Below are 13,047 nucleotides of genomic sequence, written 5' to 3'. Positions count from 1 at the left end.
TTACTTTTAAAACAAAAATGAAACGTTTCAAAAAAGGAGGAAATTATGAATAAAGTATCAGTGAATAAGAGTGATTCATTCCTTCAAAAGGTGAAAAAACAGAAATTATTACTTGCGATGTTAGTGCCTGGATTAGTATTAACTTTTATTTTTAAGTATATTCCGATGTACGGTGTGCTCATTGCCTTTAAGGACTATAATCCGTTACGTGGAATTTTAGGTAGCCCATGGGTTGGTTTTTCTGAGTTTGAAAAATTCCTCTCTTCACCTAATTTTATGAATTTATTGATGAATACTCTGAAATTAAGTGTTTATGGCTTATTACTCGGCTTTTTGCCACCGATTATTTTAGCCATTATGTTAAATCAATTATTGAGTGAAAAAGCAAAGAAACGGATTCAATTGGTATTATATGCACCGAATTTTATTTCAGTGGTTGTCATTGTTGGGATGATTTTCTTGTTCTTCTCAGTAGACGGACCAGTGAATCATATCCTTGGTTTCTTTGGGATAAAAGCGAGCTTCTTAACTGATCCTGATTGGTTCCGTCCATTATACATCTTTAGTGGGATTTGGCAAGGAATGGGTTGGGCTTCGACATTGTATACCGCGACTTTAGTAAATGTGGATACCTCATTAGTTGAAGCGGCAAAATTAGACGGTGCGAATATTTTTCAACGTATTTGGCACATTGACATTCCAACTTTAAAGCCAATTATGGTGATTCAGTTTATTTTAGCAGCTGGTGGCATTATGAGCGTTGGGTATGAAAAAGCTTATTTGATGCAAACTTCACTCAACCTTACTTCATCTGAAATTATTGCGACTTATGTTTATAAAGTGGGGCTAGTCTCTGGTGATTATTCTTATTCTACAGCAGTTGGCTTGTTTAATACGGTGATTAATGTAATCTTACTTGTTGCGGTGAATAAACTAGTTTCTAAAGTTAATGATGGTCAAGGATTATAGGAGGGAAAATCGTATGAATATGAAAATGTATACCAAGTTTGATAAAAGAATGTTGGTATTAAATAAGATTATTATTGCTTTTTTAGTACTAATTACGTTTGTTCCTTTAGTTTATATTCTTGTCGCCTCTTTTATGGATCCACAAGTATTAGTGAGCAAAGGAATTAGTTTTAACCCTAAAGATTGGACAACAGAAGGATATGCCAGAGTATTTAGTGATAAGTCGATACTTCGAGGTTTTTTAAACTCGCTATTATATTCCTTTACTTTCTCAGTTTTAACCGTTGCGATTTCTGTATTAACCGCTTATCCATTAGCAAATAAAGAGTTAGTTGGACGTAAATGGGTCAATATCTTTTTAATCATTACTATGTTCTTTAGCGGTGGGTTAGTCCCAACTTACCTTTTGGTTAAACAATTAGGGATGCTAAATACAATGTGGGCGATTGTTTTACCTGGTGCAGTCAATGTATGGAATATTATTTTAGCGCGAACTTATTTCCAAGGATTACCAAAAGAATTGGTTGAAGCAGCAGTGATTGATGGTGCAAATGACTTACAGATATTCTTGAAAATTATGTTACCTTTAGCGAAACCAATTATGTTTGTATTATTCTTGTATGCTTTTGTTGGCCAATGGAATTCATATTTTGATGCGATGATTTATATCAAGGATCCGAATTTAGAACCATTGCAATTAGTTTTACGTAAAATCTTAATTCAAAGTCAACCAGCCAAAGATATGATTGGGGCACAAGCTGCAATGAACGAGATGAAGCGCTTGGCTGAAATGATTAAATATGCGACAATTGTCATTTCAAGTTTACCATTGATTGTTATGTATCCGTTCTTCCAAAAATACTTTGATAAAGGAATTATGGTTGGTTCACTTAAAGGATAAAAATAATTTTAGATTGGAGAAAAATATCATGAAAAAATGGATGACAGTAGGTAGTGTTTTGGTAGCGAGCAGTGCACTTTTATTAGCGGGTTGTAGCAAAAAAGATGAAGCAGCGAGCCCAGATTATAAATTAGAAAAAGTGAAATTTCCTTTAAAAGATGAAGTGACTTTGAAATTTATGACTTCTTCTTCACCATTATCACCAAAAAATCCAAACCAAAAATTGATTTTAAAGCGGATGGAAAAAGCGACAAATGTGCATATTGATTGGACCAATTATCAATCTGATTTTGCTGAAAAACGTAACCTAGATATTTCTTCTGGTGATTTACCAGATGCCATTCATAATGATGGGGCTTCAGATGTGGAATTAATGAACTGGGCAAAACAAGGCGTCATCATTCCTGTAGAAGATTTAATTAAAGACTATATGCCTAACTTGAAAAAAATTCTTGATGAAAACCCTCAATACAAATCCATGATTACAGCACCGGATGGACATATTTATTCTTTCCCTTGGATTGAAGAATTAGGTGAAGGTAAAGAGTCTATTCATAGTGTGAATGATATGGCTTGGATTAATGTCGATTGGTTGAAAAAATTGAACTTGCCAATGCCACAAACAACAGATGATTTAGTGAAAGTTTTAGAAGCCTTTAAAACGCAAGATCCAAACGGAAATGGTAAACAAGATGAAATTCCGATGTCCTTTGTAAATGGTGGAGGTAATGAAGATTTCAAAATGTTGTTCGGAGCATTTGGTATCGGGGACAATGATGATCACTTAGTTGTAAATAATGATGGTACAGTCGATTTTACTGCTGATAATGAAGAATATAAAGAAGGCGTTAAATTTATGCGCCAATTACAAGAAAAAGGATTAATTGATAAAGAAGCTTTTGAACAAGACTGGAATACTTATATTGCCAAAGGGGCGGAAAAACGTTATGGTGTTTACTTTACTTGGGATAAGGCGAATGTATCAGGCATGAATGATTCTTATGATGTATTACCTGCATTGGCTGGCCCAAGTGGTAAAAAACATATTACTCGCTCAAATGGTATGGGATTCCAACGCGATCGTATGGTGATTACAAGTGCCAATAAAAACCTTGAGTTAACTGCCAAATGGATTGATTATCAATATCGACCACTTCAATCTGTCCAAAATAACTGGGGAACTTATGGCGATAAGAAACAACAAAATATTTTCGAATTTGATAAAGCAACGAATTCATTGAAACACTTACCATTAGAAGGTACGGCACCAGCTGAATTGCGTCAAAAGACTGAAATTGGTGGACCATTAGCCATTCTAAATAGTTATTATGGAAAAGTGACCACAATGCCTGATGATGCAAAATGGCGTTTAGATTTGTTGAAAGAATACTATGTTCCTTATATGGACAATGAAAATATCTATCCAAAAGTATTCATGAAAGAAAAAGATTTAGACAAGATTAGCCAAGTAGAAGCAGATATGAATGATTATATTTATCGTAAACGTGCAGAATGGATTGTAAATGGCAATATTGATAAAGAATGGGATAGTTATTTGAAAGATCTAGATAAATATGGCTTAAACGATTGGTTGAAGATTAAGCAAAAATATTATGATATCAATCAAAAGAATCATTAGGAGGATATTCATGTATAGTATTGAACGTGCAAATAAATATATTGAAGCAAATAAGAATAATGTACAATCAACCTATCAGCCCAAATTACATTTTGTTCCAGAAATTGGTTGGATGAATGATCCTAATGGCTTCGTATATTATAAAGGAGAATATCATCTTTTTTATCAGTATAATCCTTATGATAGTAAATGGGATACAATGCATTGGGGTCATGCGAAAAGCAAGGATTTAGCGCATTGGGAATATTTACCTATCGCCTTAGCACCAGATCAAGATTATGACAAAAATGGTTGTTTTTCAGGTTCAGCTTTAGTAGTTGATGATACACTTTGGTTAATGTATACCGGCCATATTGTGAATGAAGATGGCTCAATTTCTCAAGTGCAGAATATGGCTTACTCTACTGATGGTATTACTTTCCATAAAATTAAGGAAAATCCAGTTATTACAGGTCAACAATTACCTAATGAAATTAGTAGAAGTGATTTTCGTGATCCAAAGTTATTTACTAAAAATGGAAAATACTACGCTGTGGTTGCAACTCAACATCAAGATCAAGTTGGCTGTATTGTTTTAATAGAGTCTGAGAATTTGATTGAATGGTCCTTTAAGTCAATTTTTCTAAAAGGTGAAAAACATCAAGGAATTGTCTGGGAATGCCCAGATTATTTTGAAATGCATGGTCAAAGTTATCTGATTGTGTCTCCGATGCAATATCATTCTGAACACTTGGATTTTAATAATCAAAATTCCAATATTATTATGGAAGGTCGAGTGGACTGGCAAATAGGAAAATTTTATCCTAACAACCTTAAAGAAATTGACCATGGTCATGACTTTTATGCTGCTCAAACAACTAAAAATGCAAATAATGAACGAATCATGATTGCTTGGATGCATACTTGGGGACGTCCACTAGTTACTGATCAATTACAACATGGTTGGTTTGGTTCGATGTGCTTACCTCGAATCTTGACAGTAAAAGACAACCAAATAATGCAAAAATTACCAGAAAGTTTGTCTAACCAGTTCATTGAATCTCATCTAAATGAAGAGATTAAGGAACCTTCAAAAATTGAGATTGATATAAATGAAAGTATCGCTCTGAGACTAGGAACAAAAGATGATTATTTATGCTTTGGATACGATGCTTTTAGAAAAGAAGTTTATATTGATAGAAAGAATTTGAAGTATCAGTTAATTGGTGAAGAACGGAATCCAGTTCTATACCGTGGTGTGCAAATCCAAGCCACTCATTTGACAGTTTACATTGATCAACAGAGTATTGAAATCTTTGTTAACGATGGAAAAGAAGTGCTTACATCTGTATTCTATATAGAAGGAATAAAGAAAGTTTATTCGCAAATCTAAAAACATAGATTATAATATATTTGTCATGAATCCGGTTGACAAAATCAGAAAATTTAGTATGATAAAAATGTAGAACCGTTCCCACATTTTGCGGAAAGTAAAGGAGAATAGAATATTATGGGCATTTTTGATAAATTATTTGGTAAAAAACCGGAAATTCATGCGGAATCTGTAAGCGCTATTAATTTAGCTGAAAATCAAGTAGCAGCAGTAGTAACTGGTGAAGCTGTCGAATTAAAAACGGTAAAGGATCCAGTTTTTTCAAGTGAAATGATGGGGAAAGGTGTAGGGATTATTCCACAAGCTGATCAAGTCTATGCACCGGTTTCTGGTACTTTAACAGTGGCCTATCCAACTGGTCATGCTTATGGTATTCAAGCAGATAGTGGTATGGAGCTATTAATTCATATCGGTGTGGATACTGTGAATTTAGAAGGTAAACATTTCACTACGAACAAAAAGCAAGGCGATAAAATCCAAGCTGGTGAATTACTAGGTACTTTTGATCGTCAAGCAATCAGTAAGGCAGGCTATGATACGACTGTTATGTTGATTGTTACGAACACTGATCAATATCAAGACGTTAAACCAACTCATTTAGGCCAAGTCAATAGTAAAGAAGTCGTCTTAGAAGTAACTAAATAATTATGATTCTATAAAATAAGCTGAAAACGAAACCATCAAAATCAAAGGAGTGCTTAGTATGTATTTTGGATCAATTGAAGCGGGAGGCACTAAGTTTGTTTGTGCTATCGGTGATGAAGAATTAAATATCGTAGCTCGTGAAAGCTTTCCTACCACTACCCCAGAGGAAACGATGACGGATGTCATTAACTTTTTCAAAGAATATCAAGCAGAATTAGCTAGCATCGGCGTTGGCTCATTTGGACCAATTGATATTCATCCAGATTCAGCAACCTATGGCTATATTACCTCAACCCCTAAGCTTGCATGGCAAAACTATAATTTTGTTGGTGCGCTAAAAGCTGCCTTTGATTTACCAGTTGCATGGACTACAGATGTGAATGCAGCAGCTTACGGTGAATATTATTATGGTCATGGTAAGGGGAAAAGAAGTGTCGTCTACTATACAATTGGTACTGGTGTAGGTGGTGGCGCTATTCAAAATGGTCATTTCATTGAAGGCTTTAGTCATCCTGAAATGGGGCATATGTTAGTGGTTCCTCATAAAGACGATCATTTTGAAGGGGCTTGTCCATTCCATGGTAATTGCTTAGAAGGGATGGCAGCTGGACCGGCTGTGGAAAAACGTTTGGGAATGAAAGGCCAAGATGTGCCTGCTGATCATCCATATTGGGAACAAGAAGCTTATTACATTGCTCAATGTGCATATAATACAACGCTAATGCTTTCACCAGATGTCATTATTTTTGGTGGGGGTGTGATGAAACAAGCGCACATGATGGAGCGAGTGCATCGTCACTTTACGGAATTATTAAAGAACTATGTGAAAACACCAGACTTAGCTGCGTACATTGTAACCCCTAAATTAGTGGATAATGCAGCGACAATTGGGTGTTTGGCTATGGCGAAAGACTTGTTAAAATAGTTTATAGTAGTTAAAAGATTCATTACCTCATCTAAGGTAGTGAATCTTTTTTTTGTAAAGTTTGAGAAAATTTTCGCATTCTTTTAAATTAAAACTTTATTAATGAATTTTAATCTGATATAATTGTAATCACATAAAATAGAGGTGGCATGTTGTTGAGCTGATACTCGGTAAATAAGCCAAGTTGCTGTAAAAGTCTTAAAAGATGGAGAACTTTTCCATCCACTTGGAATTTATTTACTCGTATCAAAGCGCTCAACACATAGCCTCTGAAAACGGCATGAGCCAGCTAGTCACTCGTCAAATAAGTCAAAGTGCTGTAAAAGTCTTAAAAGTAATGGACTTTTCCATCCCTTTGAAGCTTATTTGCTCGTGCCTGAGCGAGCTGTCTCATAGCCTCTACAATAAACGGCATCAATCGAGCTGCTATTCGGTAAATAAGCAACTATCCCAAAAAAGTGTTAAAAATTGTGCACTTTTTTGGTCTAGTTAGACTTATTTACTCATAGCAAATCGCTCGCTTGATTGCCTCTAAAAACGGCATGAGCCAAGCTGGTTTTCGGCAATAAGCTTGCAGTCGAAAAAGTGTTAAAAACCATGCACTTTTATCGACCGCTACGACTTATTGCTCAAACCAGAACGCTTGTCTCATAGCCTCTACAATAAACGGCATGTTGTTGAGCTGATACTCGGTAAATAAGCCAAGTTGCTGTAAAAGTCTTAATAGATGGAGGACTTTTCCATCCACTTGGAACTTATTTACTCGTATCAAAACGCTCAACACATAGCCTCTAAAATAAAGGAGAGAGTATAGATGATTGTTTACAATTTTTCAGCCGGTCCAGCCGTGCTACCAAAAGAAGTATTACAAAAAGCTCAAGCAGAATTTTTAAATTATGCAGGTAGTGAAATGTCTGTAATGGAGCTGAGTCATCGCTCCTCCTTATACGATCAGATCATCAAAGAAGCAGAGCATTTATTAAGAGAATTAATGGCGATTCCAGATAATTATCATGTGCTATTTTTACAAGGTGGTGCTAGTTTGCAATTTAGTATAATTCCTTTAAATTTAGCGCAAGGGAAGAAGGCACTTTATATCAATACCGGTGCTTGGTCCAAAAAAGCCATTAGTGCAGCTGAGCAAGTTCCAGGTGTTGAGGTAGAAGTAATTGCTACCAGTGAAGATCAAAACTTCACTTATGTGCCAGAAGTGACAGTAGATCAAATCGATCAGGAAGCAGCCTATGTGCATATTACCACTAATGAAACAATTGGTGGCGTGACCTATGATAAATTACCACAAACGGGTGAAGTGCCTTTAGTTGCAGATATGTCATCAAATATTTTAGCTAATGATTTTAAGGTGACTGATTTTGGTTTAATCTATGCAGGAGCACAAAAAAATCTTGGTCCATCTGGGGTTACTTTGGTTATTATTCGAGATGATTTATTAAATAAAGAGCCGATTTTTGCACCGATGCTTGATTTTGCTTTACAAGCGAAAAATCGCTCATTATACAATACACCACCAACCTATGCGATTTATATCATGAAATTGGTTTTAGAGTGGGTCAAAGCTCAAGGAGGCGTTCAGGGAATGATCGAAAAAGATCAGGCCAAAGCTCAACTACTCTATCAGGCAATTGATCGCTCAAAGCTCTTTTCAAATCCGGTAGCAATTAACAATCGTTCCATTACCAACATCCCATTTGTTACGGGTGATGAAAAACTAGATCAATTATTTAATAAAGAAGCTTTAGTAGCTGGATTTCAAAATCTAAAAGGACATCGTAGTGTAGGTGGGATGCGAGCAAGCCTATATAATGCTTTCCCTTATGAAGGTGTGGAGGCTTTGGTTGATTTTATGCAAGCATTTGAACAAAAATATGGTGGTGAAAAATAATGTATCAAATTAAAACATTTAACGCAATTGCTCCAGAAGGCTTAGCACGTTTTGAAAAAGAAAATTATGCGATTAATGAAAGTGAACAGCCTGATGCGATTTTATTACGTAGTCAAAAATTACATGACTATGCTTTTCCAAAATCAGTTTTAGCTGTAGCAAGAGCTGGTGCGGGAACGAATAATATTCCAATTGATCACTGTACGGAACAAGGAATAGTTGTTTTTAATACACCAGGAGCTAATGCCAATGCGGTAAAAGAATTAGTTTTAGCAAGCTTATTATTAAGTGTTCGTCCAATTATGCAAGGTGCCAAATGGGTCCAGCAATTAACGGGTGAAAATACAGAAGAACAGGTTGAAGCCAATAAAAAGCAATTTGTTGGTCATGAACTAGAAGGGAAAAAACTGGGAGTCATCGGTTTAGGCTCTATTGGTGCGATGGTAGCGAATGATGCCTATCGTTTAGGGATGGAAGTCATTGGTTATGATCCGTATGTTTCGGTTGATACAGCTTGGAGTATCTCAAGACGTGTCAAACGTGCCAATCAAGTAGAAGAAATTCTACAAACCTGTGATTTTATTACACTTCACATGCCATTAAATGAAAAGACAAAAGGATTTATTGGCGCAAGAGAATTAGCTATGATGAAAAAAAATGCGCATCTATTTAATTTTTCACGTGGCGAAATTGTTGATGTTCCTGCCTTGTTAGCAGCGATTTCAGCACAACAAATTAGTGGGTACACGACTGATTTTGCAGATGCACGATTACTTAATCAAGAAAATATTTTGGTCTTGCCACATTTAGGCGCTTCTACGGATGAAGCTGAGATTAATTGTGCCAAAATGGCTGCTCGTACCTTGAAGCGTTATCTAGAAACCGGTGCAATCAAATATTCGGTGAATTTTCCAACCGTTGAGATGGCCTTTCAATCACCTTATCGAATAACTGTAATTCATCGCAATATTCCTAATATGCTTGGTCAAATTTCTTCAGCAATCGCTACATTAGGCGTAAATATTGAAAATATGGTTAATCGTGGACGTGGCGATTATGCTTATACACTAGTGGATGTAGCCGAAAAAGAGCAAACAGTTATCCAGCAGATTGTCGAAAAATTACAAGAGCAGGAAAATATTATTCGTGTTCGTAGCATTCAACATACGGAGGTGCCATATTAATGGTTCAAGTACGTCCTTTTCGAGCAATTCGTCCTAAAAGCAATCTTGCTAGTCAAATCGCGGAATTACCTTATGACGTGATTGATACCAACGAGGCGCGCAATTTAGCCAAGGATAATCCATATAGCTATTTCCATATTGATCGCTCTGAGATTGCATTTGATGATCAGATGAATCCTTATGCAAAAGAAGTTTATCAAAAGGCAAATGAGGTTTTGCAACAATTTTTAGCTGAAGGTTGGTTTGTTAAAGAGGACAAGCCTTGCTTTTATTTATATGAATTAACGATGGCTGGAAGGACTCAAACAGGAATTGCTGCGAATACAGCAATTGAGGACTATGTCAACGACTTAATTAAAAAGCACGAGTTTACTCGACCAGCTAAAGAGGAAGATCGGATGAATCATATCCGATACTGTGATGCCAATACCTCACCGATTTTCTTAAGCTATCGTGAGCCAGAAGCGATGCAGCAAATTGTTCAAGCGTGGAAGGTGCAGCACGCGCCAATCTATGATTTTGAAAAATATCATCAGGTTCACCATCGTCTATGGGTCATTGATGATTTAGCAGTCATTGAGCAAATTACGGCCATTTTTGAGCAAGTGAACGCATTATATATTGCTGATGGGCATCATCGGGCAGCCTCAGCCGTGAAGGTCGGCTTAGAAAAACGAGAAAATCAAACAGCAAGTGCGGAAAGTGAGTATTTCTTATCGATTATTTTTCCAGAAAATGAATTGCATATTTTGGAGTATAATCGAGTGATTAATATTGTCCCACCGGCTGATTTTTTCCAACGCTTAGCGGAATACTTTACAGTTACACCGACGACCCAAATAAAAGCACAGCAAAAAGGTGAGTTTAAATTATATTACAATCAGCAATGGTATACCTTAACCTTTAACGAAGCCTTACGACCTAATGATGCAGTCAATGGCTTAGATGTTGCTGTTTTACAAAAGTATGTGATTGAAGGTATTTTTGGCATTACCGATGTCCGAGTCGATTCACGGATTGATTTTGTTGGCGGCATTCGTGGCTCTGAAGAACTTGTTCGTTTGGTGGATAGTCAAAAATGGCAGGTAGCTATTGCGATGTATCCAACATCGATGCATGATTTATTAGCTGTTGCTGATGCCAAACAAATCATGCCACCAAAGTCAACATGGTTTGAACCTAAACTATTAAGTGGCTTATTAATCCATGATTTAGAAACAAGAAGTAAATAATGAATAAAACGAATATACAAGCTATCACCATTAGCCTGTATATTCGTTTTTTTATAAAAAAATGCGAAGTGGATTGCTTAGCCGCGAGAAAATAAGGCCCAGAATGGCGAAAAAGTCCGTGCGATTAAAGACTTTATACGCCAGGCTGGCTTATTTTCCGAGAGGCTATCCACTAAGCATAGATTAAAAAATGCGAAGTGGATTGCTTAGCCGCGAGAAAATAAGGACCAAAATGGCGAAAAAGTCCGTTTATTTAAAGACTTTATATGCCAGACTGGCTTATTTTCCGAGAGGCTATCCACTAAGCATAGATTAAAAAAATGCGAAGTGGATTGCTTAGCCGCGAGAAAGAGGCTAGAGAGCTATTTACTCAGTTACGAGGAAACAAACTAACTATTATGCTTTACAAGGTAGCCAACATTTGCTATAATTACCTTGTAATACAAGATAGGGGTGGTGAAATGACAACCAAAATTGATTCTCAGTTATTAAAAGGTGTGTTAACAGGCTGTATCCTACAATTATTGCAAAAAGAAGAGCTTTATGGCTATACTTTAAGCGAACGTTTAGCTGACAATGGATTTAGCGATATTTCAAATGGAACAATATATCCATTATTGCTATCAATGGAGAAAAAAGGCTGGATTGTTGGACAGATGCGTGAATCTGAGACAGGTCCAAAGCGTAAATATTATGCAGTCACTGCACTAGGTCAAGAGGAACTGCTTCACTTTAAACATCAGTGGCAATTACTTAAAGAAAATGTTAATCAGGTGATAGGAGATGAGGAGAATGAGTAATTTAATCGACCAAAATACACAGCTTCAAAAACAGTTGAATGTAGCTAACAAACAATATTACGATGATCTTTTGGTATATGTTCGTCTTCATAGTATGAATAAAAACGAGCAACAAACAGAAGAAATGTTGTTAAGCATTTTGCAGGATATTTTAGAAGCACAGCAAAATGGGATGAGTGCACAGGATTATTTTGGTAAGGAGCCTCAACCGATTGCTGATGATTTGATCAAGCAATTGCCGACTGATTGGCGACAAATGCTAAGGCTTACTTTATTGGCCTTTTTTTCTTATTTGACTGTCATATTAATTATGGATTACTTAGAAGCTTTTTTTCATCAAAATACCTTGCAACAATTAGATGTCGGCAAGTATCTGTTTTGTAGTTTAATAGCAGGTGGATCGGTATTTTTCATCTTATGGCTGACGGGTCGAACATATGGAGAAAAGGCTAAATGGCAGCATTTATTGATGATTGCTGTAATATTTGCATTAAATATTGTTTTATTTATCAGTATTCATACGCCGTTTATACTAAACGTTTCACGCTGGCAGGTTTTCTTAGTAGCGGTGTTTTTGATTGGAATCAACTATTTTTTGAGCCGTGATGCTGGATGAATTTAAGAAAATAAGTATATAAAATAAAAGGAATAAATAGCGCTAGAATTTATTTTTGTATTTACATTGAAAAAATAAAAATAGTATTAATGTATATCTATCAAGGGTATCAAATATTGATAGATTTTGTTGTTTCAATCATCACTGTAGTAGTTTGCTATACTTTAACCAAATTATTTGCTATTCCAAGTGAAATTAAACAAGTTGATTCTAGTGAAAACTAATCAAATATTTTTTGCTTAAAATAGTTAAGAACCTGTTTTTAGCAAAGCACCTCATAGCTTCCTTCCTTTCGTTATGAGGTATAAAAATCGTTTCTATACTGAGAGAGATTTTCTTAGTGTAGGAGCGATTTGTTATAAACCTTGATAAGTCAACTTTTAACCAGAAAATTTGCTTTTTGACCTTAGGAAAGTTAAAAACGAAAAAACACACGGAAATTAACTAGCAAGTAATTCCGTGTGTTCATGTTTTGAATACGTTTAGACACCTAACTTTTGCTTTAAGGCGTCGGTTAAGGTTTGCGAAAAATTAATATGCTCTTTTTCTGCAAGGATATTTAACCATTCAGGAATAGAGGTATTTTTACGTCGATATTCGTTTAAATCAAGAGAAATCATGACTACCAAATCCTCATCACTTTCAAGGTGAATGTCTTTCGGTGAACTGGCTGGGGGCATTTGCGTTTGTTCATACAAGGCTAAACCTAATGCTGATTGTGCCATGATTACAGCTTCTTCACAGTCTTGTTGCTTACAGAAATAAAAATTGGAAAATATTGTTCTCTAACTATCGTAATCAAGGAAAGTGTACGGAATAAAGTCAGGATTTTCTTCATTTTTTGAGTATGAAAAAAGCAAT

General features: G+C 35.8%; 12 protein-coding genes. 11 read left to right on the top strand and 1 reads right to left on the bottom strand.

Going from position 1 to position 13,047, the window contains the following annotated elements:
• The first annotated feature begins 45 nt into the window (after positions 1–45).
• The 11 genes from RK02_RS05605 (at position 46) to RK02_RS05555 (ending at position 12,186) form a co-directional block, all read left to right on the top strand.
• The gene (locus tag RK02_RS05605) at positions 46–969 is read left to right on the top strand and encodes an ABC transporter permease (RefSeq protein ID WP_016183278.1); all 924 of its coding nucleotides are present in this window, start codon (positions 46–48) and stop codon (positions 967–969) included.
• Positions 970–982: 13 nt separating this feature from the next.
• On the top strand, positions 983–1,870 hold the full coding sequence (locus tag RK02_RS05600; protein WP_016183277.1) for a carbohydrate ABC transporter permease: 888 nt from the start codon (positions 983–985) through the stop codon (positions 1,868–1,870).
• Between the two features lie 28 nt (positions 1,871–1,898).
• Positions 1,899–3,509, top strand: a complete 1,611-nt coding sequence (locus tag RK02_RS05595) for an ABC transporter substrate-binding protein (RefSeq protein WP_016183276.1) — start codon at positions 1,899–1,901, stop codon at positions 3,507–3,509.
• Between the two features lie 10 nt (positions 3,510–3,519).
• A complete protein-coding gene (locus tag RK02_RS05590) occupies positions 3,520–4,881 on the top strand; it encodes a glycoside hydrolase family 32 protein (protein ID WP_016183275.1) in 1,362 nt (453 codons plus the stop codon).
• Positions 4,882–4,998: 117 nt separating this feature from the next.
• Positions 4,999–5,526, top strand: a complete 528-nt coding sequence (locus RK02_RS05585; protein ID WP_016183274.1) for a PTS sugar transporter subunit IIA — start codon at positions 4,999–5,001, stop codon at positions 5,524–5,526.
• A gap of 58 nt (positions 5,527–5,584) precedes the next feature.
• The gene (gene scrK / locus RK02_RS05580; protein ID WP_016183273.1) at positions 5,585–6,451 is read left to right on the top strand and encodes a fructokinase ScrK; all 867 of its coding nucleotides are present in this window, start codon (positions 5,585–5,587) and stop codon (positions 6,449–6,451) included.
• An 814-nt stretch (positions 6,452–7,265) separates the two neighbouring features.
• Positions 7,266–8,354: a 3-phosphoserine/phosphohydroxythreonine transaminase gene (serC, locus tag RK02_RS05575; protein WP_016183272.1), complete on the top strand. Its 1,089-nt coding sequence runs from the start codon at positions 7,266–7,268 to the stop codon at positions 8,352–8,354.
• Positions 8,354–9,538: a phosphoglycerate dehydrogenase gene (locus RK02_RS05570; protein WP_016183271.1), complete on the top strand. Its 1,185-nt coding sequence runs from the start codon at positions 8,354–8,356 to the stop codon at positions 9,536–9,538. The genes serC and RK02_RS05570 overlap by 1 nt, the downstream gene beginning before the upstream one ends.
• A complete protein-coding gene (locus RK02_RS05565) occupies positions 9,538–10,770 on the top strand; it encodes a DUF1015 domain-containing protein (protein ID WP_016183270.1) in 1,233 nt (410 codons plus the stop codon). The genes RK02_RS05570 and RK02_RS05565 overlap by 1 nt, the downstream gene beginning before the upstream one ends.
• A 461-nt stretch (positions 10,771–11,231) precedes the next feature.
• On the top strand, positions 11,232–11,570 hold the full coding sequence (locus RK02_RS05560) for a PadR family transcriptional regulator (RefSeq protein ID WP_016183269.1): 339 nt from the start codon (positions 11,232–11,234) through the stop codon (positions 11,568–11,570).
• Entirely contained in the window at positions 11,563–12,186 is a 624-nt protein-coding gene (locus RK02_RS05555; protein WP_016183268.1) for a DUF1129 family protein, read from the top strand. The genes RK02_RS05560 and RK02_RS05555 overlap by 8 nt, the downstream gene beginning before the upstream one ends.
• A 482-nt stretch (positions 12,187–12,668) precedes the next feature.
• Here RK02_RS05555 and RK02_RS05550 read toward each other — a convergent pair whose 3' ends face one another.
• Positions 12,669–12,911 (bottom strand): hypothetical protein, encoded by a 243-nt coding sequence (locus RK02_RS05550; RefSeq protein WP_016183267.1) that lies wholly within the window; start codon positions 12,909–12,911, stop codon positions 12,669–12,671.
• Positions 12,912–13,047: the final 136 nt, after the last annotated feature.

Origin of the sequence: Enterococcus columbae DSM 7374 = ATCC 51263, assembly GCF_000406925.1 — a bacterium.
Classification (GTDB): domain Bacteria; phylum Bacillota; class Bacilli; order Lactobacillales; family Enterococcaceae; genus Enterococcus_E; species Enterococcus_E columbae.
Note: the sequence above shows the minus strand (reverse complement) of the source record. Positions and strands in the feature narration are given on the sequence as shown.